This is a genomic window from Marivita sp. NO-S04, assembly GCF_059070475.1.
The window spans coordinates 4165051-4187573 of sequence record NZ_CM180980.1 but is presented as its reverse complement, the minus strand read 5'-3'; the positions used below and the strand labels follow the sequence as shown (position 1 = coordinate 4187573).

Genomic DNA, 22523 nt, shown 5'->3' with positions numbered 1-22523 from the left:
GCCTGATCAGTCGCAGGTTTGGCGTAGCACCACCCCAGATTGATTAACCCAACTCCGGCCCCGTTTCGGTTCGCCGGCCCAGTTTTGGCACCCAAAGAGCAGGTCTCAGATGACAGCTGATGCAGAACACACCGCCCGGGCCTGGCCCGCGGCGCAGGTCGAGATGTGGCAGGTCGCCGATCTTGTGCCCTATGCCCGTAACGCGCGGCAGCACCCGGCGGACCAGATCGACCAGATCGCAGCGTCCATGCAGCGGTTCGGGTTCACCATCCCGATGCTGGTGGCGGAGGATGGCACGATCATCGCGGGTCACGGGCGGCTGATGGCGGCGGCACAGCTGGGCCTGGCCGAAGTGCCGGTGATGGTGGCCCGTGGCTGGACGGAGGAAGACCGACGGCTCTACACACTGGCGGACAACCGGTTGGCCGAGATCGCCGAGTGGGACCCGGAGATGCTGCGCCTGGAGATCGAGGACCTGCGGTCGGAGTTCGGGATCGAGGATTTCGGGATGATCGGGTTCAGCGCGGACGACCTCGCGGAGATGCTGCCAGACGCCTTGGTGGAGACCACAGGCGGCTTGACCGATCCGGACGATGTGCCGGACGTGCCTGAAACCCCCGTGACGCGACCGGGCGATGTGTGGATCCTCGGCGCACATCGCCTGCTCTGCGGTGACAGCACTGTACCGACGGATGTCGAAAAGCTGCTGCGAGGCGTCAAACCTCTGCTCATGTGCACCGATCCGCCCTACGGGGTGGCGTATGATCCCGGTTGGCGGAATACCGCAGGTGCTGCCAAGACCAAGCGGACGGGCAAGGTGCTGAATGACGACCGGGCCGATTGGCGCGAGGCCTGGGCGCTCTTTCCCGGGGATGTGGCCTATGTCTGGCACGGCGCCTTGCACGCCGCAACCGTGGCCGAGAGCCTTGAGGCCTGCGGGTTTGCGATCCGCTCCCAGATCATCTGGGCCAAGGAGCGGCTTGTTCTGAGCCGCGGCGATTATCACTGGCAGCACGAGCCGTGCTGGTACGCGGTCCGCACCTCCGGCAAGGGTCATTGGGCGGGGGATCGCAAGCAGACCACCCTGTGGCACATCTCCAGCAAGGATCAGGATGCCAGCACCATCCATGGCACGCAGAAGCCGGTGGCCTGCATGCGCCGGCCGATCGAGAACAACTCGAGCCCGGGTCAGGCCGTCTACGAGCCCTTCATGGGATCAGGCACCACGCTGATTGCCGCGGAGATGACTGGGCGGGTCTGTTTGGGTCTCGAATTGAACCCGGCCTATGTCGATGTTGCTGTCACACGCTGGCAGGACTTCACCGGAGAGGTCGCCGTGTTGGAAAGCACCGGACAGGCATTTGGGGCAAGGTCTGGCGCGCAGGCCAGCACCAATGAAGAAACCGACAGCGAAGCCGATGGCAACCCCGGGTAAGATCATGACAAGGATGCCGGCGAGAAAGCCATCTTCTGACCCCGATTATCGTGGATAACAGCAGCGAAACGATCAATTCTGTGTGCCGAAACAGCCTTTGACGGCATCCCCTCCTCCGCGTCCGCCCGGCACCTCCGGGCTTGCGGCAGTAGCAGCGGCGCGATCTGCGCGGCGCGACGCAACAGCGAGGAGACACGCGACATGACTTACACGATCATCAACGGCGACACCTACGAGACCGTGACCACACACGCGCTGCAGATTGGCGACGTGATCCGCGCCGAGGGCGCCCTGCTCGAGCTGCGCACGCGCAACGAGGGGCCGGACAGGGTCAACAACAACGCTGCCGGCAATGTTGTCTGGCTGCGCGGATACCCGATTGGCGACGCGCTCGGCGCCATCCCCAAAAGCTGGCTGACCTGGGACGAGACCGGGGAAGGATACTGGCTTGTGCAAGGCAATGGCCGGGCAACATGGCTGCGTTTGGTGCCCCAGACCGCGCGCCCATGACAGGCGCACAGATCAATCACACCCTTGGAAAGGCTGACATGACCATGACCCCCAAGCATCCGCACATCACCGTTCCGCTCACCGGCGAGGATGGCAACGCCTTTGCCGTCCTCGGGCGCTGCCGCAAAGCGGCCCGCGAGGCCGGGTTGCGGGACAGCGAGATCAACGCCTTCGTCACCGAGGCCACCGCAGGCGATTACGACCACCTGCTGCAAACCGCCATGCGCTGGTTCGATGTGCTCTGATCGAACAATCGCCCGCGTATATCAGCAATCATATGAGGCCGAATTCTCTACACTATCGGGCCCAACAGAGCGAACTTGTTGGTCCTTCGCCGGAAACGGCTCCCAAACCTGGAGGACCTGACATGACGCTGACACCTGAAGCCCTCGCCCCCATCGCGGCGCAGATGCGCATGCCACAAGAGGCGCTGATCGTTCTGCCCACCGCCGTCGAGGTTTTTGCCAAGAAGGCGGACATGCCGATCACGGAGATGCTCGCCGAACTCACGGTGAACACCCCCCTGCGGGACTACCTCGCAGAGATCTGCATCCAGACCCACACGGCCGCCTGACCCGCGGCGTGCGCCAACAGCCCGGACCCTCCGGGCTCGCGGCGGTAGAAGGCCCGCGATGCACGCGGCTGTCAGAAACAGGAGACACCGTCATGGAAGTCACCATCCGCTTTGCAGACCCGCGCACCGCCACGGACAGCGTCGACCGCGCTCTTGGCTGCATCCTTCTCGAAACCGAACTCACAACCGCACGGCCCCTGATCGGCGGGTTCTACTTTGACACCAACCGAACGCCGCAAGAGATTTTCGGCCGCTTCGAGGCCTGCCGTTTCAAACACGAGGACTTCAGGAGCATCGAGTTCTCATGGTCCTGATCGCGCAGCCTACCCCCCTGCCCGGCTGGTCCGGGCTTGGGTCCGTAGAAGGCACGCCATCCTGCGCGCCATGAACACGGGGAGACACCCAAATGACCAACCGCACCATTCTGCCCAGCCAGAACACCGCCTATGGGTTTTACGGCACCGTCACGACCTGCACGCTGCGCGATTGCACCAGTGACGTCTTCTGGACACTTGCCAGCACCCTGATCGCCGAGGCGGTCAATGCCCAAGGCGAGGCCGAGATGATCGGCATCCGCGACTTCCTCGACAGCAAGATGGGACGCCACTTCGCCGACGAGGTCATCGACGCCCTGCGCACCGCCCAAACCGATACCAAGGCCGCCCTCGAGGCCACGATCGACAAATGGCAGCGCCGGGGCATCTCCGCCCAGACCGAGGCCAGCCACGGCATCCCCGAAGGCCTGCCCCATCTCGATGGCTGGGTCACCCATTACGCCATTCTGACAGAAACAGACATCTGACACGCACGATGGCGCCCTGCGCCACAGGCCGCGTCACGAGCTGTGGCGCGGCCGCCCTCATGTCATGCGATTTAACATGCGTGTCTGCCGAAGGATTTGACCCATGTCCACGTCCCGCCCCCGCGGCCAGACCATCACCGTTTCCCAAGCGGCGGCCTTGCTGGGGCGCTCCGACCGCTGGGTGCAGGGCTTGGTCAAGGCCGGATATATCGAGCGCGCCAATCGCGGCGAATACACGCTGGTGGCCGTCATCCGCGGTGCCTTGGCCTATTACGAAGACCAGATCACCAAGAACAACAAGGCCGCGGCCGCCACACGCGCCTCGGAGGCGCGCACCCGCGAGATCGAGTTGCGCATTCAGGAACGCAGTCGCGAGTTGATCGCCATGGAGGATGCCCGGGCGGTCATTGGCGAAATGGCCGCCCTTGTCCGCGCAGAACTTGCGGGATTGGCAGCGCGCTACACGCGCGACATGGAGGCGCGACGGGTGCTTGAAGAGGTGATTGATGGTTCCCTCCAGCGCATTGCCGGCGGCGCGGACAAAGCGGGCGCAGCTCTGGGCGCTGGTCGCGGCGATCTGGAGACCGAGCGAGAAGCGTGACCCTGCGGCCTGGGCGGCGGTCCACCGGGTGTATCCCGAGACGGCGGGCATTCCCGGACCACGGGACCCGGGACTGACGCCCTACATGATCCCGTGGTCCTCGGCGGTGCATCGCGGTGGCTACCGCCGGGTGGTGGCGGTGACCTCGGCGCAGTCGGGCAAGACCGACAGCATGCTGGACATCATCGGGGCGCGGCTCGATCAGAAGCCGGCACCGATCTTGTATGTCGGGCCGACGAAAGAGTTTCTGACCGACCAGTTCGAGCCACGGCTGATGAGCCTGCTGGATGAGGCGGAAACTCTGGCGGGTAAGGTGGTGCGCGGCCGGCGGATGAAGAAGACGCTGAAGCATGTGGCCGGTGTGCGGCTGCGCCTTGCGCATGCGGGCTCGTCCACGGCGCTGAAGTCCGACCCGGCGGCGCTGGCGCTGATCGATGAATACGACGAGATGATGGCCAATGTGAAAGGCCAAGGGGATGTGCTGGGTCTGGTGGAGGCCCGGGGCGAGACCTACGCCGATTTTGTCACCGCGATCACCAGCACACCGGCGCGAGGCCTTGTGGAGATCGAACCGGATGACGCCAGCGGTCTGGAGTTCTGGGCGCGGTCCAGCCCGGAGGATCTGGAAAGCCCGATCTGGAAGCTCTGGCAGGAGGGCACGCGGCACCATTGGGCCTGGCCCTGCCGGTCTTGCGCGGACTACTTCATCCCGCGCTTCAAGCAGCTGCGCTGGCCGAAGACGGCCAGCCCCGCGCAGGCCAAGCAGGCCGCAACGCTGGAATGTCCGCGCTGCGGCGCGCAGCACCTGGAGACCGACAAGGTCTGGATGAATGTCCGGGGCGCAATGGTCGCACCGGGTCAGTCAGTGGAGTTGCGCGACGACGCCGCGCATGTCACCGGCGCGCCGGCCGACAGCGCCACGCTGTCGATGTGGACCTCTGGGCTCTGCTCGCCCTTCGTGACCTGGGGCCAGCGGGCGGAGACCTATCTCACGGCGCTGCACTCCGGGGATCATGGCCGCATCCAGACGGCGATGAATGCAGGCTTTGGCGAATGCCATGCCATGACCGCCTCGGGGGATGTGCCGGACTGGCAGGAGATCCTGGAGCGGCGCCAGCCCTACCGGCCCGGGGAGGTGCCCGCGGGTGGGCTGCGGCTGGTGATGGGTGTGGATGTGCAGAAGTTCAGCCTCGTCTATGTGATCCGGGCCTTTGGCGCGCGGGGGACATCGTGGTTGATCGACAATGGCCAGCTCTACGGTCCGACGGAGGACGATGACGTCTGGTCGGCCCTGGCCGATCTGATGCTGACACAGGCGGGTGGGCTGCAGATCGAGAAGGTGTTCATCGACTCAGGCTTCCGGCCGGACAAGCCGGAGCTGGGCAATGAGCACAAGGTCTACGAGTTCTGCCGCCGCTACAGTTGGCTCTGTTCACCCACCAAGGGGCGGGATCAGCAGAGCCCGCCCTACCGGGTCTCGAAGATCGAGGTGAAGCCGGACGGAAAAAAGGCGCTCTATTCGATCGATCTGGTGACGCTGTCGACCGACTTCTTCAAGTCGCTGGTGATGTCGCGCATCCGCACACCGGCGGATCAGCCGGGGGCGTTTCATGTGCATGAGGCGATCACGGAGGAGTATTGCAAGCAGCTGACCTCGGAGGCCCGGGTGGTGATCGAGGGCAAGCCGGTCTGGGTGAAACGCTCGCGGCACAACCACTATCTCGACTGCGAGGCGCTCTGCGCAGCCATCGGCTACACGATGAATGTGCAGCGCATTCCCGAGGGGGTGGAGCGGGCACCTAAGCGCGAGGCGGCGATGCCTGGCGCACATGATCAGGCGCAGGTGGGTGGCGGGGATGCTGAAACGCCGCCGCCAACATCGCGCTGTTCCCCAGTCCGCGGAGGCGGCGGCGCGCTGCGGGCGCGATTTGCGCGCCACGGCAGCAGGCTGAACAAATAGCGCCAGCGCCGGCACGAGGGAAGCCGGAATGCACAGAGCGCAGCGCGGCAGGCCACCGCGCAGGGTGGCAGCGCCCTCCAACGAGGTGCGCGAACGACTGAAAGGAGGGCGCTGCCAATACCCCTGTTGATGCGCGTGCCTTCGAACAACGCAGCAACTGGGGCAAATGCAGTCCGGTATCGTCACGAATCCCCACTGCGGAGCAATTTAGAGCGCAAAATCATGGCATGTCCAATCGGCGCGCACATGCCGACCGGTATTCCGCTTCGAGAAACAGGGTCAAGGTTTTGGCAGCGCCCTCTGTCTGGATCAACGAGACCAACACGGAGCGTTTGAGGGCGCTGCCGACGCCTTCCGCGGTGCGCCTATGTCCGGGGAACGCACCACAAAAAGCAAATGCAGCCTCTCATCGCCAAAACCCGAAGCTGCCAAAACAGTTAAAAAACGAACTCCAAAAAATACAAGAAGAAACTGTATTGAAGCCGCCGCCATCAACGCATCGGAAACGCGGAGGCAGCGGCGCGGAACTGGCGCAGACCAGGTGCAGGTCAGCCGCTGTGGGTAGATAGCGCTGACGAGACCGTACCAAATGATCAAATGCAAACGCGCTGGATGCGTCGCCGCCTGCGGCACAGTCCTCCCAAACCTGCGGCGGCAGCGACGCCCTGCAGTGACGCTTCGTGTTCGCGCGCTCCAGCAGCGTGAGAGAGGTAATTCACATGTTCGTGAAGTCAAAACTTCGTGGTCTGTTCTCAAAGGCCTTGCCACCTGCCCTGTCGCCCCCAGACGCGCCACTTCTCCGACCCTCGGGCAAATACATGCGCGGCGGTCGGGGTGTGACCTTTGCGGGTTGGAAGCCTGCGCTGCGAGAGGCGCAGGACGATATCGGCGAGGCCTGGGACGATGCGGCGGCACGGGTCAAGGATCTGCTGCACAACAGCGGCTGGCTGGCCGGCGCCATGGAGCAATGTGTGGCCAATACCGTGGGCACGGGGCTGCAGCTGAAGGCCCTGCCGGAGAACGAGACCTTCGGCATGACGCCTGCGGAGGCGTCCAATTGGGCCAAGACGGTGGAGAGGCGGTTCGAGCTCTGGGCCCGCAGCGCACAGGAATGCGACATTCAGGGCCTGCGCACGTTTGGGCAGATGCAGGCGGCGGCGTTTCGGTCCTGGCTGGTGACCGGGGAAATCCTCGCGGAGCTGCCCTGGCGCAAACGCCCGTGGAACCGCTACGGCACGAAAGTGCGCCTGCTGCCGCCACAGCGGCTGTCGCGCAAGACCGAAAGCCTGCGACGACTGATCAACGGGGTCTATACGGATGCCGACGGCATGCCGGTGGGCTACCGGGCGATCCGCAAGGACCTGTTTCGTCATGATGTGGAATATGACGTGCGGGCGCGGGACCGGGCGGGACGCCCGCGGGTGATCCATGTCTTCGAGGGTGCGCCGGGCACGCATCGAGGCATCTCGCCGCTGGTTCCGGCGCTGCAGGTGGCGCGGCAGTTCGACCAGTTGGCGGATGCCACGCTGATGGCGGCGATCGTGCAGACGCTCTTTGCGGTGACGATCACCTCGGACGAGCCGACTGAGCAGGTGCTGGCGGGTCTGCTGACCCCGCAGGAGCAGGCGCAGATGCTGGCGCAGGGTGTGTCGCCCATGGAGGCCTATATCGAGATGGTGGCGGGGTATTATGACGACAGCACGCTGGATGTCGGGATCAATGGCCGGCTGGCGCATCTGTTCCCGGGTCAGGAACTGAAGTTCCATACCGCCAACCAGCCATCTTCAGAATATGCCGCCTTCTCGATGCATCTGCTGCGGGAACTCGCGCGGTGCCTTGGGCTGACCTATGAAAGCGCGACAGGCGACAATGTGGGGGCGACCTATTCCTCGCTGCAGGCGGCGACGACGGAGATCTTCGCGATCACGAAAGCGCGACGCCGGAACATCATGGCGCCGTTCTGCCAGCCGATCTACGAGGCCTGGCTCGAGGAAGAGATCGAAGCGGGCGGTGTGCCGTTTCCGGGGGGTGTGGCAGGGTTCATGGCCAATCGCACGGCGGCGTGCCGGGCGGAGTGGCGCGGCGATCCACGGCCGCAGGCGGATGATCTGAAGAAAGCCAAGGCGCATGAGGTCTGGAAGCGGCTCGGCGTGATGTCGGATGCGATGATCTGCACCGATCTCGGGGCCGATGTGGACGATGTCTACCAGCAGCTGGCGCAGGAACGGGCCTTGCGGGCCGAATACGGCCTGCCCGAGCCGCAGATGATGGGGGCGCAGGGTGGTGGTCCGGGTGCGGCAGACGACGGCGATGAGGCTGAGACATGACGATCCACATTGATGAGGCTGACCCCTGCGCGGCGGCGGCCAGCTTGCGGCAGGTCTATGTCCGGCTTGTAGCGGGCCAAGGCGCCATGGAGGTGCGGTTCCGGGCCGGATCGAACGGGGTGGAACGCTCGGTGCGATATCACAGCGCGCATCCCGACCGGCTCCTGGCGGTCATTCGGGGTTTTGAACAGGAGTGTGCCAAGCTGCAGGGCCACGGCCCGCGCCGATTTGCACTTTCTGCAGGAGGGATGAGATGACCGAACCACCGGATATCATTCAAAGCCAAGCAGGCCCGTCGCTTGCGCAGATCGCGAGCCGGGTTCTGAACCGGCCGCTGCTGCTGCATCCGGACAAGGTCGATCTGATCCTGCATGTGCTGCAGGGGCGGATTGGCATCGCGCCTTTGGCGGCACCAGACCCGCAGTCGAACCGCTTCGTTGGCACATATCGCCGTGACAATGGCAGCGTGGGGTCGCTGCGCGTGGAAAACGGCGTCGCGATCCTGCCGATCGTGGGCAGCCTGGTGAACCGCGGTGCGTGGATCGGGGCCAGTTCGGGGCTCGTGTCTTACGAGGGCATTGCGGCGCAGCTGAGGGAAGCACGAGCTGATCCGGAAGTTCGGGCGATCCTGCTGGACATCGACAGCCCCGGCGGTGAAGCCACCGGCATGTTCGCGACGGCCAGACTGGTGAGTGCGATCAACCAGACCAAACCGGTCTTGGCCTTCGTCAATGATGTCGCCGCCTCAGCCGCCTATGGCATTGCCAGCGCGGCCAGTGAGATCGTCGTCTCGCCGACCTCGATGGTCGGATCGATTGGCGTGGTGCTGACCCATTTTGATCGCTCGGGTGAACTTGAGGACCGGGGTGTCAAGCCAACGCTCATTCACGCGGGCGCGCATAAGGTGGACGGCCATCCGTTTGGACCGCTCTCGGACGCCGTGCGCGCGGACCTGCAGGCGGAGGTGATGAAGATCTACGACCAGTTCGTCGGTCTCGTGGCCGAAGGGCGTGCAGGCCGGATCAGCGCCGACGCGATCCGGGCGACGGAAGCCCGCACCTATCTCTGCACCGATGCCATTGCCCAAGGCCTCGCCGACCGTGTGGCGAGCCTCGACGAGGTGATCGCCACCTTTGCACAACCGCCCTCCGGGGCAAGCCCCCAAAGAAAGGGAGGACCCATGACCAATTCGACGAAAAGCCAAACATCCATGGAGACCGATACTGCGATCGCTTCAGGGTCATCTGGTCCCGGTATCAGACAGGCCGACCTGACGGCGGCCGTCGAGGCGGCGCGGACCGAAGCCCATGCCGCTGGAGTTGCCGCCGGCAAAGCCGAGGCCACGGCGCGCATTACCGCGATCCTGACATCACCCGAGGCCAAAGGCCGGGAGGCGCAAGCCCGCGTTCTTGCGCTCGAGACCGAGATGAGCGTCGCGGATGCGGCGAAGGTTCTCGCGGCGTCGCCGAAGGCCAGTCCGTCAGCGTCGATTGCGGATCGCGCTGCACAGGAAGCTGAGCTCGGGGCGGAAACCCCGGCAGAGTTCCACAATCGCGCCGAGCGCAGCATCGCAGGCTGGGCCAAAGCCGTCACCAATGCCAATGCCCGGTTCGGCTGAATAGGAGATCAAGACCATGACAGTTCTCACCGAAGGCCGGCATCCCGGCGAATTCCTGATGACGGAGGCCAATGGCCAGCGCTCGCGGGACAGCATCACCATCGCCAGCGGCGCTGGCATCATCGCTCCCGGCACGGTGCTTGGTAAAATCACGGCAAGCGGCAAATACCTCGCCAGCGCTGCTGGAGCCACCGATGGCAGCCAGACGGCTGTGGCCATCGCGCTCTATGGCTGTGATGCCACTACAAGTGATGTTGAGATTGCCGCCATCACTCGGGATGCCGAGGTGAACGGCAAAATCCTGACCTGGCACCCCGACCGTGATCAGAGTGCTGAACGCGCAGCGGCGCAGGCGGACCTCGCCTCGGTCGGCATCATCGTGCGCTGAGCCCGGATGACTGTCGCCATAGGCTAACGCCAGCCCCGAATTACTCACAGTTGCCATCCGATCCGCTGCCGCCGCAGGCTGCGGGCCGATCTTTCGTGCACAATCCCCGCGCTCTGACAGCAGCGGGCCGTTCCCGCGTGCCAAATCCCCCGGCGCGCCGACGCAGTAAAGGACCCCCCATGTCGATCCTCAACATCTTCAGTCAGGACGCCTTCAGCGTCATGCGCCTCACGGACGCGCTTCGTGAGATCAAGTACACCCCGTCCCGCATCGGACAGATGGGGCTGTTTCAGACCACCAGCATCGACACGCTGGATATCGCCATCGAGAAGGACAAGGAACAGAACCGCATGCTGGTCTCCGCCAGCCCAAGGGGCGGTCCCGGCCAGACCTTCGACAAATCAAAGCGCGCCATGCGCATGCTCAAGGTGCCCCACTTCCAGGTGGACGATGCCATCTATGCCGACGAGGTCCAGCAGGTGCGCGCCTTCGGTCAGGAAGTCGCCGTCGAGCGGCTGCAGCAGAAGATCGCGGATCGCGCCGCAGAGGCCAGCCAGTTCTTCGCGCTGACCGAGGAATACCACCGGCTCAATATCCTCAAGACCGGCCAGCTGCTGGACGCGGACGGCTCCGTCCTTTTTGACTACTTCACCGAATTCGGCGAAAGCCAGCAGGCGGTGGTGGACTTCGACCTCGACAATGCCAGTGCCACCGACGGCGCGCTGCGCAAGAGATGCGCCGGGGTCATCCGCCAGATGGCCGCCATTCTGGACGGTCTGCCCTATACGGGCATCATGGCCCTGTGCGGGGATGCCTTCTTCGATGACCTGATCGCCCACCCGGAAGTGCGCGAGACCTACAAGGGCTACGCCGACGCGGCGAGCTTGCGCAACGCGGATATCAATTCGGGGTCGTCCGGCATCTACGGCGCCTTCGAGTTCGGCGGCATCACCTGGATGAACTATCGCGGCGGTCAGAATGTCGGCATCGAGACCGACAAGTGCCACCTCGTGCCCATGGGCGTCCCCGGCCTCTTCCGCACGGTCTATGCCCCGGCCGATTACATCGAGACCGTGAACACCCCGGGTCAGCGCCTCTACGGCAAGCAATGGGAGATGCAGAACGGCAAGGGTGTGAACCTCGAGTTCCAGATGAACGCGCTGCAATACTGCACCCGCCCGCGGGTGCTGATCCCGGGCAAGCGGACGTGATGTATTATAGCACACTTGATCAGCGGAGGTGCCGAGCATGGTCCCCGAAAAATCTGGCTGGTTTGGAAATTACCGGTTCGGAAATTTCAGCATTGGCAATGCTTCCGCCGAGGCGGAGGGATTACCTCTTTTCGACACAGGTTTTGCTATATCACTCGATCGTGTAGCTTCCCATTTCACAGAGATCGACCTGATCTTCGAGCCTGTCACCATCCTCAAAAATCATGAGCATGTCATAGATGCATTGAGTTCGGCCATCGGCCACAGTGATATTCAATGAATATCCGCTACCAAGAACATCGTTGCCAAGAACGTCTTCTTCCCATGAACCAACATCCGCAGGTGACGTGTAAAACTCAACAAGAGTATACTCCGATGAGTTGATCAGCACGAACTCAAGGTCTTCTGCGGTTGCAGGCGACGAAATCAAAACAGAGGTTAGCAGTGCTATCGCACTTCTGAAACGCGACATAAGAAAAAGGCTTCCTGTGAGTCGACACCCAAAATGGCGTGCCACTTAAAGAGACGATGATCTGATCTCACTGACAAAACAAGCAGTTTGTAGCTTAGTCGTTTTCACCACGTTTCGCTTCAAGAGCAGAAATCACGCAATGTATCCTTGCACTAGCCAAACCGGCATGAACTTGCAGTGTTCTTGCGCAATCATCAAAATGTTAATCCGCGAAAAAGCGCCTTTGGTCTACAGATGTGCTGTTTAAGGAAGCCCCAACCGCCACTTCACCTCCATCTGCACGGTGGTCAAAATGCATCATAGCTTGGAAGCCACCCACACGGGCAAGACCCGGTCGCCACAATGACTTGCAGTTCGCCGTTGCACGACGCCGTCTTGTGTTCGCCTAAATATCGCTGAAAGCGCTGACCTGCAATCCGTGATGGCAAACGCGAGGCCCTCACGAATGGCGTGTGTTACAAGTTTTCAAGACATCCCTGCGCATGATGCCACGTCAAGGTTATTCACCCTTGACACCCAAATGTTACAAACGGACGCTTTTGATTGCAGGCCTGCTGCGCTGATAAAATGCAGCGCAAAATCAATGCGTTAGGAATTGCCCGTTTTTTAGGCATTCTGATGAAAGGCCCCAGATAACGGGGCCTTAGCCTGTCCTATACCGCCAGCTCCACAGATTTATCCACAGATTCTGTGAGCGCAATAACGCTTGCCTTACACCGCGATGCGGTGGCGGGCGGCGACTCGGGATGCAGTTTGGAATGAGAAGACGGAAAGGACCGAGAATGACCCTCTTCGACGATCTGGACGCGCAGGTCTCCGGGACGATTGACGCGGCCTTCGGGGAGGTCGCTGTCCTGCGACCGCGCGTTTCATCGCAATATGCCGAACGCGCAGAGGATCCGTCCCGCCAGGTGGCCACCGTGACGGGTGTGTTCTCGGCGGGGCCTGCAGAGGCCCCTCTCAAGGGCGGTTCTGCGGGGGCTGCGTTTTCCGGCGGCACGCGCATCGTGTCGCAGAGCGCCGAGTTCTGGCTTTCAGCGGAGACGGTTCAGTCACTCGTGGCGCGCCCCCAAAAGGGTGACGCCCTGACGCTGACCGGGCGCGAGGGCCCACCGGTCTATGCACTCTCTCAGGTCCACCCGTCGGACATGGGGGACCTGACCCTGATCCTGGTTCTGGAGGACGAGACGCCATGAGCTTGACGCGACTGGCCATGCGCCTTGCGGCGGCGCGCGCGCTGCGAGACAGGACACTGGCAGGCGCGCGGGTGTTCGACAGTGCGGTGGACCCGATTGACCAGACGATCCGCGAGCAGCGTTTGCCCCTACTGGTCCTCACGACGGACGAACACGAGCTCGACGTGACCGGGCGCGATCTCGGCAGCGGCACGCATCGCTGTGATCTGGTGATCGAGCTTGCCATTGCCGCCCGGGTCGAGGTGCCGGCAGAGGATGGTCAGGGGGGCCAGATCACGATTGCCATCCCGCATACCGACGAGGGGATGGAGCTGACGCTGGATATCATGGAGCATCAGGTGGTCTCGGCGCTGACGCGGGACGACACGCCGTGGGCGCGCGTATGGATGACGCTGGTGCCGCGGGTCCATCAGCGTCTCTCCCGCCGGGGCGCCTCCGCTGAGAACGGTGTGCGCTTTGCAGCGCGTCAGCTTGTGCTGACATGCGATCTGATCGACGCGCCGGTTGGCGGCGCGCCCCTGCCTCACTCCGGGGTGTGGGCAGAGGTGCTCTCAATGATGGAGGCTGATCCGGCAATGACCGGGCTGGCGCGCCTGATCCGCGCGGAGATCGAGGGCACGCTTGTCCCCGAGTGGCGTCGCGCGGCGCATGCACTGGGTGTCCCGCTCGAGGTCTCGGACGGGCTCGGGCTTGGCGCGGGGGACGCGCCTTTGGTGGACCCGGTCGCGTTTATCATTGGCGCGATCGGCAGCAGCGCCGGCGTGGTCACCGTGACCGAGGACGCGCCCTGATGGCGGTGCGCGAATTGGTCGAGCTGGTCTCCCGCGTGGCCGAGCTGGAGCGGCGGTTTGCCGGTGTCCTGCGCCACGGCACGGTGGCGGAGGTGGATCCCGAGCGCCAGCGCGTCCGGCTGGACCTCGGCCCGGCCCATGGGGCTGAGGGGCGGTTCCTGTCGCCTTGGGTGCCCTATGCGCAATTCTCGGGGGCGCTGCGCGTGCACACGCCCCCCACGGTGGGCCAACAGCTCACGGCAATGTCCCCCAGCGGGGATTTCCAGCAGGCGGTGGCGCTGCCGCTGACCCATCACAGCGGCAATCCGAGCCCGTCCACGGCGGGCGACCAGAATGTCGTGACCTATGGCAATGTCCGCATGACGCTGGCGGATGATCTGGTGCGGGTCGATGTGGGCAGCACGCGGTTCGAGCTGAGCTCGGCGAAGGTCACGCTCTCCACGGGCGGCAGCAGCATCGAGATGACAGATGCGGGCGTGAAGATCACAGGCGCGCGCATCGATCTCAACTGACGGAGGCGCAGATGCCAGCAGTGGCGCGGATCGGGGACCCGTTTGCAACGGGTCACCCTTGTGACGGGGCGAGCACGATTGCGGGCGGGAGCGGAAACGTCTTTGCCAACGGCATCCGCGTCTCGCGCCGCGGTGATCCATCGGCGTCACACACGCGCCTCGTCGGGAAGCTGTGCCTCCCGCACACGGTCCCGATCACCGGCGGCAGTGCCACCGTGTTCGTCAACGGAATTTCAATTGCCCGCGTCGGTGACACCATCGACGCAGGCGCCATCACCGGCGGATCGCCGGACGTGTTTGCAGGTGGATGACAGCTCACGGGGACTGGGTTGGTAGGCACCAGCGTACAACGACACCGAGACATCAAACCAGAAAGGAACAATACTCACATGCCACGCTACGCAATCACCGAGACAGCCGGGCGTTTCATCGCCGGGACCAACAATACCGGTGTCGGAACGGTGCTGACACTCACCGAGAAACAGGCCGAGCACGAGGTTCGGCTCGGCACGCTAAGGCTGCTGGACGGCGCGAAGCGCGAGCCCAAGGAGGTGACCGAGCAATCGTCCGCGCCACCGACCGAAGGCGCGCCCGACAAGAACCAGCAGCAAACCGTCCCTAAGGACGCGAAGAAGTAACCGGACGCCGACCAATGGACCTGACCTACAACAGCCCCTCGGTCGGCCTGAACGCGGCCACGGGGGGCACGCTCATGGGCTGGTCGCATGTGGTGCAGTCACTGCAGGACATCTTCACGACGCGGTTTGGCGCGCGCGTCATGCGCGAATGGTACGGCTCGTTTGTGCCCACGCTGCTTGGGCGGCAGATCAACAGATCGGAGGTGCCGCTGTTTCTTGCGGCCTTCACCTCGGCGATCGAGCAATGGGAGCCCCGGTTCAAGGTGACGGAGATTGGGCTGAAGGATGTCACCCGGGACGGAGTTGTGCGCCTGTCGATCTCTGGCGAATACCGCCCCCGGGCCCTGCTGGGCGATCCCACCTCCGCCGGTTTGCGTAGCCTGGTCATTGATGCCGACGAGGTCGGTCTCGCGATTGCAGACAAGGGAACGGCATGAGCACCATCAGCACGATCGACCTGTCCTCTCTCCCGGCTCCGGGCGTCATCGAGGAGCTGGATTTTGAGGTCATCCTGCGGGCGATGCGCGATGATCTGGTGGCGCGCTTTCCGCCGATTGTGCCGGTGATCGACCTGCAAAGCGAGCCCGCGCGCAAGCTGCTCGAGGTCTGCGCCTATCGCGAGCTCTTGCTGCGGCAACGGGTCAATGACGCGGCACGCGCCAACCTGCTGGCCTTTGCAGGGACCACCGACCTTGACCATCTCGCCAGCTTCTACGGCGTCACCCGCCTGACGGACGAGACCGACACGGCGCTGCGCCTGCGGGTGCAACAGCGCATCCAGGGCTGGTCCAACGCGGGAGGTGCCGCGCATTACCGGTACTGGGCCCTGACGGCGGACGAGCGGGTCTCCGACGCAGCTGTCTCCTCCCCAAGCGCGGGCATCGTGCGGATTGCCGTGCTCTCGGCTGAGGGTGACGGGGTGTCGTCCGAGGACCTGCTCACGGCTGTGCGGGCAATTGTGCTGCGCGACGACGTGCGCGTATTGACCGACACGGTTGAGGTGGTCTCGGCCAGCATCGTGCCCGTGGATGTGGCGGCCACGGTCTTTCTCTATCCCGACACCCCCGCTCAGGTGATCGAGCAGCTGCGCGTCGACTTCCCCGCGCGCTTTGCGGCGGCGCGCGGGCTTGGCTGGGATTTGACCCGGTCCTGGATCAACGCACAGCTCCACCCTTCGGGGGTGCAGCGCGTGCATTTGACAGCGCCTGCGACCGACACGGTGATCAGTGCCAAGCAGTGCGTTGCCCTCGGTGCCGTCGAGATCACGTTTGGCGGGCGTGACCGATGACAAAGCCACCTGTGGGTCCATCTTTACTCCCGCCGGGTGCCACCACATTTGAGCGGGCGATGGAGGCGGCGACGGCGCTGGATGCCAGAGCCCCGGCGATCCGGCCCAACGCCCGGGCCAAGCTCGACGGCTTTGATCCGTTTGTGCCCTGGCTGATCTGGGAATACGGCCTGGGAGACATCCTTCCCTATCTGAGTGACCCGCAACGGGCGCTGCGGGAGGGTATTCGCTGGCAGCGCTTGCGCGGCACGCCCGAGGCCTTGCGCCTTGCCTTCTCGTGGCGCGATCTCGACGGGGTTCAGGTCTTCCAGGAGGAGCCCGGGCAGCACTTCGCCGCGTTTCAGATCGACACGAATGCGGTGCCACCGCTTGAGGATATCGACGATCTGATTGCGCTCGCGCGCCTGTCGGCGCCTGCGCGGTCACGACTGGCGCGCATCTTTCACGGCTACGACCTGCGGCGGATCAAGCTGGACGACACGCGGCTCGGTGACGGGCTGCTCAGCGATTACAGCGGCGTGCGTCACACAGACGGGCAGACGCGCCTGTCGTTTGGGCGCGTGTTTCCCGCGACTGTGCCCGCGCCGGAGGTGCGGACACATGCAGGGATCTTCGTCGACCATGTCGGGCGCGCGTTCCTGCCGGGTCGGTTTGTTCTGTCGGACAGCGTGCTCGACGATGACCGGGCAACGCCCAACCCGTTCATCTATCACGCGCACCTGTTCACGCTGGCCAACACGGACGGGGTTCCGGACGAACCTGCCGACTTCGAGCCTGTCCGCAAATTCCAGTGGGCGCAGATGGTGCTCTCGGAGGGAATGCGCCTCGGGGATACCAACAGCCGAACACCCCCGGTGGATTGGGTATTCTACGAGGGGCGCAGGCGGCTCTCCGAGGAGGCTGCGGTCTCAGGCGCTCCGGCAGAGGTGCGGCGCATCCAGCGCACGGAGATGTTCGAACGCAGGGCCGTCGCGTCTGCGCTCGTGCCATTGCCGCACGCCACATTCAGATGGCGCAACACGGTTCGGTGCCAAGTCATCGGCGGCCGATCACAGGTTTATCGCCTTTCGGAAACGCGGCGGATTTTACCGCCGGTTTGGTACGCTCAGCCCTCGTGGGCGCTTGCTGCCGAGACCTACGAGGTGGCAGTGCGCGTGCGCGATGCGGTGCGTGCTGACGCGCGGGTCTCGGACGAGGACCGCTTCATTCCCGGGCAGATGCGCCGGGCCGATGCGCGAGCGGTGGGCGACGGTCTCGCCCTGACGCCCACCAATCCGTCTCGAGCACTGCTGCCTGAGGTCTATGATCCGGCGGCTTCTCCCATCCGGTTCAGTGAAGTGACCGGAGACACAACTTACGCCGGGCAGTTCTGGCTGCCGCTCACTTACGTCGACCAGCCCTGGTCCGAGGTGCAGGTCCTCGTCGGGGCCATGCACCGCACGGACACACTCAACACAGACTGACGAGGAGGCCTGAATGGCTATCATGACGCGCTCGGGGCGCGCAGCCCTGGCGGACGCAATCCGCCAGCGCCCGCTCCATCTTGCCTGGGGCACAGGCAACACCGCCTGGGACAGCACCGCCCCGCAGGGGACCCTGACGTTCGGCGCAAACGATGTGCTGCAGCTGCCGCACGCTTACGTCTCAGGCGTGGCGCTTGCCTCTGCGGATGGGATCACAACCTATTCGGCCGGGACAGATTACACGGTGGACAGCTCGACCGGCCGTGTCACGCGGAGTGTCACTGGCGGTATCCCGGCCGAGGCAACGGTCCACGTGGACTATACCATCGACACACCCCCGCCGGACGTCACTCAGACAGCCCTGCTGGGTGAGCTTGGCCGCCGCGCGGTGGACGAAGTGGCCTTCGTGGTCGCGGATGACGCAGGCTCGATTGTCGCCCCCACCGGCCGCTTCACGCTCTCCGCCACACCCACCAACCACCTCTTCGTGCGGGTGCGCTTCGAGTTCGAGGACGCCCCCGATGCGGTGATCCGCGAACAAGGCCTCTTTGTGGGCACCACCACCGATCCCGCCCTCCCGGCGGGGCTGCGGTATTTCGAGCCGGCTGCCATCACCGACCCCGGCATCCTGCTGATCGTGCAGAACACCGTCCCGATCATCCGCCAACCCTCGACCCGCGAGACCTTCGAGTTCGTGGTCACGTTCTAATCAGGAGGCCCACCCGTGGCGCTTGACCGCTATTACAATCTCTACAATTCGGCCTCCGGCTATGCAGAGCTGATGTTCCGCGCCGGCGACGGCCTGCAAAGCCGCGAGCTGAACGAAGTCCAGACCTGGCTCGCGGACCGCCTCGCCAGGATCGGCGACGCCATCTTCAAGGAAGGCGACCTGATCCGCGATGGCGACGTCTCCGTCGATCCCGCCACAGGTGAGGTCAACCTGGCCTCCGGCATCGTCTACCTGCGCGGCGCGGCGCGCCCTGTTGGTGCCGCCCGCTTCGTCATCCCGGTGGACCGGACGGTCGCTCTCGGCGTGCGCTTTGTCGAGACCATTGTCACCGAACTCGAGGACCCGGCCCTGCGCGATCCGGCCCTGGGCACCCGCAACTATCAGGAACCCGGCGCCGCACGTCGCAAGGAGCAGATCCTCTGGGGCTGGGACAGCGGCACGCAGAACGACGGCGGCACCGGGGCCTTCCATGCAATCTATACCGTCACCAACGGCACACTCGACAGCAGGATCCAGCCCCCCGAGCTCGACGCGGTGCTGCAAACCGTGGCCCGCTATGACCGCGAGGCAAATGGCTCCTATGTCGCCACGGGCCTGGAGCTCACCTATCTGACCCGCGACGATGTCCCTGCCGAGTACGTCTTCTCGCTCGCCGAAGGTGTCGGCAATGTCGGAGGTCTCAAGGTCGAGCGCCCGCAATCCACTCGTCTCCGCTGGGCCGTCGATCCGGACCTGCGCCGGGTCAATGCCGAGCCGCATGGCTTTGCCGATGGCGGCACCGGCACCGCGGTGATCCCGGTCAATCTCGCCCCCATCGCCGAGGTCACGGACGTCACCATCACCCGCGAGACCCCCGAGACCGTCACCCATGGCGCCTTCACCGGAGCATCGGACCCGCTTGCGAACAGCACGGTGGTTGCGGTGCTGAGCGTGTCGCAAGGCGGCACCGCCTATACGCAAGGGGTGGATTACGTGGTCTCGGCTGGGCGCATCGACTGGTCGCCGGGCGGCGCGGAGCCTGCCCCCGGGTCGACCTATTCGGTCACCTATCGCTACATCGACAGCATCGCCCCGGAGGCTGTGACGGATGAGACGGTGACCGTCTCGGGTGCCGTGACCGGGACCACGGTGTTCATCGACTATGCCTACAAGCTGCCGCGCATCGATGCGCTGGTGATGAGCGCGGGCGGTCAGCTCTCGCGGGTGCGCGGCGTCTCGCAGACCCTCAACCCGCAGCCCCCGCAGCTGCCGGGCAGCGTGCTGCCTCTGGCGGAGGTGGCGCTGGATTGGTTTGCCGACCGGGTGCCACTGGTGCGCAACACCGCGACCCGGGCTGTGCCCTTTGCGGACCTTGCCGCGATGCAACGCCAGATCAGCGGTCTGTTCCAGCTCGTCGCCATCGAACGGCTGCGCAATGACGCCAACATCACCGATCCAACCTCCAAGCTCGGGGTGTTTGTCGACCCGTTCCTCGACGACGACCTGCGCGACCAGGGCATCCCGCAGAGCGCGGCGGTGCTGTGGGGCGAGCTGACCCTGCCGATCACGGCAGCGGTTCAGGAACCGCCAGAGGGAGCTTCGGCGACGTGGACGCTCGCCTATGAGCTGACGCCGGTGCTTGAGCAGCTGGCCAGCACGCGGGCGATGAAGATCAACCCCTACATGAACTTCGAGCCGGTGCCGGCGGCGGTCACTCTGGTGCCGTCGGTGGACAACTGGACCCGTGTCGAGACGCAATGGACCTCCGCCATCACCCGGGCCTTCACCTCGGGCTCGGGGCGCTTGTCCCGCACCTCGGTCTCCACCAGCACCGAGCTTGTGTCCTCCACCTCGCGCGCCGCGCTGGACATCCGCCAGCGCTCCGTCGGCTTCACGCTGCGCGGCATGGACCCGAACGAGGCGCTGCTGCGGGTGGAGTTCGACGGGCTCGACGTGACGCCAGACCCTGCACCGGTGGCAGACGCGGCCGGTGTGCTCAGCTCCGCCTTCACGATCCCGCCCGGCGTGCCCACCGGGTCAAAGAGCGTGACCTTTCTTGGCGATGCCGGATCGTTCGGCGAAAGCACGTATACCGCCAACGGGACGATCATCACCAACACCTTCCGCAGTGTCACGACGCGGCGGACGGTGCGCTGGAGCCCGCCGCCGCCACCTCCGCCGCCGCGGCGTCCCCGCCGGTGGGACCCGCTGGCGCAGACGCTTGTGCTGGATGTGGACACGGTGGTGGCGGGGCTCGACGTCTGGTTCGACGCGATCGGCCGCGCAGATGCGCCCACGATCGTGCAAATCCGCGAGACCACGGTCGGCTTTCCGAATGACACTGTCGTGACCTCGAGCGAGGTCGACATGGCGACGGTGACGCTGGGTGGGCCGACCCGGGTGACGTTTGACCCGACCTTGCTGCGGGCGGGGCGCGAATACGCGCTGGTGTTTCTGACCGACGATCCGGACCACGCCCTGCGGGTGGCGGAGCTGGGCAAGTATGACGCCGAGACGGAAACCTGGGTGACGGCGCAGCCCTACCGGATCGGCGTGCTGCTGTCCTCCTCCAACGCCTCGACCTGGACCCCGCATCAGGAGCGGGACCTGAAGTTCCGGCTGCTGGCGGCACGGTTCACCGAGACGACGCGGACGGTGGCGCTTGGGGAGATCACGGTCTCGGAAAGCACCGACTTCATCGCGCTGGCGGGGGTGGAGCGCATGTCGTCCGAGACCGATGTGACCTTCGTGCTGCGCGACAGCGGAGGCCAGGTGTTCCGCATGACGGAAGGGGCGGCGCTCAATCTGGCGGCGCGCGTGTCGGACAGGCTGAGCGTGGAGGCGGTGCTCTCGGGCTCTGAGCGGTTCACACCGGTTCTCTTCCCCGGCGTGCAGGTGCTGAACGGCGCGCTGGCCTCGGAGGCGGAGTATGTCAGCCGGGCGATCCCGGCAGCGGCGACGTTTGATGTCTCGGTCTATCTCGACACGCTGATCCCGCCCGGGGCTGGCGTGGCGGTGTTCGCCGAGACGGATGCGGGGTGGTCTGCGCTGACGCTTGAAAGCGGCCAGCCGATCGAGAACGGCGGTGAGGAGCGGCACTATGTCGGGTCCGGTTTTGCCGGTGTGGGGGCCGCCAACGTGACCCGCATCAAGATCGCGCTGTCGGGCACCCCGGCGGCGCGGCCGTTTGCCAGCGCCCTGCGCGCCATCCTCAAGTGAGGTGATGCATGAACAACACGGCAGCCACACAAGGCGTGACCCGGGACGAGCGCACCCAAGGTCGGGGCTACCCGCTCCCCCATCCCGACAACACGATGCAGGCGGACATCGAGCGGCTGCGCACCACGCTGGTCGCCGCTGACGCGGACGTCACGGCTCAGATCACCGAGACCCGGCGGCGCTGGGTGCACGACTTCATCGGACTGAAACTGTGACGGCGCGGACGTGGATACCTGCGTACCCCGCCACCCCCTTGAACGACACGCAGTACCGCCCAAGCGCAACATCGGACATTTGATACGACACTCATGAGGACCCCATGACGGATATCCTGCTGCGGGGCGCGCTGAGCGCCCTCAAGACCAAGATCGAGGCGCTGGCGTCCTCGGAGACGGCCACAGCCGAAGACCTTGCAATGCTGGGCACGGCCCTTGAGCGCATCGCGGGCAAGACCACCGCCATCGAGGTGGAGATGCTCGGCGAGGAACAGCGCGCTGCGGTCTCTGTTGAGGTCGCGACGTCTCGGGACAACGCCTTGCAGGCCATTGCGGCTGCGCTGGCGGCGGCCGATGCGGCGCTGGCCAACCACCTTGGCAGCATCAATGCGGCGGGCACGGCAGCCTTGCCACCGATCGCGGAGGCGCAAGGCGCGGCACTTGTGGCGATCGTAACCGAGCGTGACGCGGTTCTGGCAGCGGTCGCCGAAACCACCGAGGGCGCTGTGGCTGAGGTCACCGAAACTGCGCTGGCGGCGGTGGCGACCGCCTCCGGCCTGACCGCCACCTCCTTCTTCTTCAATCAACTCTGAG

26 protein-coding genes are annotated in these 22523 nt (G+C 64.8%); all 26 read left to right on the top strand.

Annotated features, from left to right (window positions below; translation table 11 throughout):
• The first annotated feature begins 109 nt into the window (after positions 1–109).
• Entirely contained in the window at positions 110–1435 is a 1326-nt protein-coding gene (locus tag ACK3EW_RS21165; protein WP_493807730.1) for a site-specific DNA-methyltransferase, read from the top strand.
• Between the two features lie 201 nt (positions 1436–1636).
• Positions 1637–1945 carry a hypothetical protein gene (locus ACK3EW_RS21160; protein WP_493807729.1) on the top strand — a complete coding sequence of 103 codons (309 nt, stop codon included), beginning with the start codon at positions 1637–1639 and terminating at the stop codon, positions 1943–1945.
• 38 nt (positions 1946–1983) lie between these two features.
• Positions 1984–2190: a hypothetical protein gene (locus ACK3EW_RS21155; protein ID WP_493807728.1), complete on the top strand. Its 207-nt coding sequence runs from the start codon at positions 1984–1986 to the stop codon at positions 2188–2190.
• Between the two features lie 122 nt (positions 2191–2312).
• Positions 2313–2519 carry a hypothetical protein gene (locus ACK3EW_RS21150; protein ID WP_493807727.1) on the top strand — a complete coding sequence of 69 codons (207 nt, stop codon included), beginning with the start codon at positions 2313–2315 and terminating at the stop codon, positions 2517–2519.
• Between the two features lie 92 nt (positions 2520–2611).
• Entirely contained in the window at positions 2612–2833 is a 222-nt protein-coding gene (locus tag ACK3EW_RS21145) for a hypothetical protein (RefSeq protein ID WP_493807726.1), read from the top strand.
• Positions 2834–2925: 92 nt separating this feature from the next.
• A complete protein-coding gene (locus tag ACK3EW_RS21140; RefSeq protein WP_493807725.1) occupies positions 2926–3321 on the top strand; it encodes a hypothetical protein in 396 nt (131 codons plus the stop codon).
• Between the two features lie 103 nt (positions 3322–3424).
• Positions 3425–3922 (top strand): hypothetical protein, encoded by a 498-nt coding sequence (locus ACK3EW_RS21135; RefSeq protein ID WP_493807724.1) that lies wholly within the window; start codon positions 3425–3427, stop codon positions 3920–3922.
• A 28-nt stretch (positions 3923–3950) separates the two neighbouring features.
• On the top strand, positions 3951–5882 hold the full coding sequence (locus tag ACK3EW_RS21130; protein WP_493807723.1) for a terminase gpA endonuclease subunit: 1932 nt from the start codon (positions 3951–3953) through the stop codon (positions 5880–5882).
• A gap of 719 nt (positions 5883–6601) precedes the next feature.
• On the top strand, positions 6602–8209 hold the full coding sequence (locus ACK3EW_RS21125; RefSeq protein ID WP_493807722.1) for a phage portal protein: 1608 nt from the start codon (positions 6602–6604) through the stop codon (positions 8207–8209).
• The gene (locus ACK3EW_RS21120) at positions 8206–8466 is read left to right on the top strand and encodes a hypothetical protein (protein ID WP_493807721.1); all 261 of its coding nucleotides are present in this window, start codon (positions 8206–8208) and stop codon (positions 8464–8466) included. The genes ACK3EW_RS21125 and ACK3EW_RS21120 overlap by 4 nt, the downstream gene beginning before the upstream one ends.
• Positions 8463–9827 (top strand): S49 family peptidase, encoded by a 1365-nt coding sequence (locus tag ACK3EW_RS21115; RefSeq protein WP_493807720.1) that lies wholly within the window; start codon positions 8463–8465, stop codon positions 9825–9827. Before ACK3EW_RS21120 ends, ACK3EW_RS21115 begins: the two co-directional genes overlap by 4 nt.
• A gap of 16 nt (positions 9828–9843) precedes the next feature.
• Positions 9844–10215 (top strand): head decoration protein, encoded by a 372-nt coding sequence (locus ACK3EW_RS21110; protein ID WP_493807719.1) that lies wholly within the window; start codon positions 9844–9846, stop codon positions 10213–10215.
• Positions 10216–10394: 179 nt separating this feature from the next.
• Positions 10395–11426, top strand: coding sequence for a major capsid protein (locus tag ACK3EW_RS21105; protein ID WP_493807718.1), 1032 nt, complete (start codon positions 10395–10397; stop codon positions 11424–11426).
• 37 nt (positions 11427–11463) lie between these two features.
• Entirely contained in the window at positions 11464–11706 is a 243-nt protein-coding gene (locus ACK3EW_RS21100) for a hypothetical protein (protein ID WP_493807717.1), read from the top strand.
• A gap of 974 nt (positions 11707–12680) precedes the next feature.
• On the top strand, positions 12681–13094 hold the full coding sequence (locus ACK3EW_RS21095; protein WP_493807716.1) for a hypothetical protein: 414 nt from the start codon (positions 12681–12683) through the stop codon (positions 13092–13094).
• The gene (locus ACK3EW_RS21090) at positions 13091–13885 is read left to right on the top strand and encodes a hypothetical protein (protein WP_493807715.1); all 795 of its coding nucleotides are present in this window, start codon (positions 13091–13093) and stop codon (positions 13883–13885) included. Before ACK3EW_RS21095 ends, ACK3EW_RS21090 begins: the two co-directional genes overlap by 4 nt.
• Positions 13885–14397: a phage baseplate assembly protein V gene (locus tag ACK3EW_RS21085; RefSeq protein ID WP_493807714.1), complete on the top strand. Its 513-nt coding sequence runs from the start codon at positions 13885–13887 to the stop codon at positions 14395–14397. Before ACK3EW_RS21090 ends, ACK3EW_RS21085 begins: the two co-directional genes overlap by 1 nt.
• A gap of 11 nt (positions 14398–14408) precedes the next feature.
• On the top strand, positions 14409–14708 hold the full coding sequence (locus tag ACK3EW_RS21080) for a PAAR domain-containing protein (protein ID WP_493807713.1): 300 nt from the start codon (positions 14409–14411) through the stop codon (positions 14706–14708).
• Between the two features lie 78 nt (positions 14709–14786).
• Positions 14787–15035, top strand: a complete 249-nt coding sequence (locus tag ACK3EW_RS21075) for a hypothetical protein (protein WP_493807712.1) — start codon at positions 14787–14789, stop codon at positions 15033–15035.
• A gap of 14 nt (positions 15036–15049) precedes the next feature.
• Positions 15050–15472 (top strand): GPW/gp25 family protein, encoded by a 423-nt coding sequence (locus ACK3EW_RS21070; protein WP_493807711.1) that lies wholly within the window; start codon positions 15050–15052, stop codon positions 15470–15472.
• Positions 15469–16323 carry a baseplate assembly protein gene (locus ACK3EW_RS21065; RefSeq protein ID WP_493807710.1) on the top strand — a complete coding sequence of 285 codons (855 nt, stop codon included), beginning with the start codon at positions 15469–15471 and terminating at the stop codon, positions 16321–16323. The genes ACK3EW_RS21070 and ACK3EW_RS21065 overlap by 4 nt, the downstream gene beginning before the upstream one ends.
• The gene (locus ACK3EW_RS21060; protein WP_493807709.1) at positions 16320–17786 is read left to right on the top strand and encodes a phage tail protein; all 1467 of its coding nucleotides are present in this window, start codon (positions 16320–16322) and stop codon (positions 17784–17786) included. The genes ACK3EW_RS21065 and ACK3EW_RS21060 overlap by 4 nt, the downstream gene beginning before the upstream one ends.
• 13 nt (positions 17787–17799) lie before the next feature.
• Entirely contained in the window at positions 17800–18495 is a 696-nt protein-coding gene (locus ACK3EW_RS21055; RefSeq protein ID WP_493807708.1) for a BW3TFN family phage tail fiber component, read from the top strand.
• A 15-nt stretch (positions 18496–18510) separates the two neighbouring features.
• Positions 18511–21714, top strand: a complete 3204-nt coding sequence (locus ACK3EW_RS21050) for a DUF4815 domain-containing protein (RefSeq protein ID WP_493807707.1) — start codon at positions 18511–18513, stop codon at positions 21712–21714.
• An 8-nt stretch (positions 21715–21722) separates the two neighbouring features.
• Positions 21723–21929 (top strand): hypothetical protein, encoded by a 207-nt coding sequence (locus tag ACK3EW_RS21045; RefSeq protein WP_493807706.1) that lies wholly within the window; start codon positions 21723–21725, stop codon positions 21927–21929.
• Between the two features lie 104 nt (positions 21930–22033).
• A complete protein-coding gene (locus ACK3EW_RS21040; RefSeq protein WP_493807705.1) occupies positions 22034–22522 on the top strand; it encodes a hypothetical protein in 489 nt (162 codons plus the stop codon).
• Position 22523 lies beyond the last annotated feature (1 nt).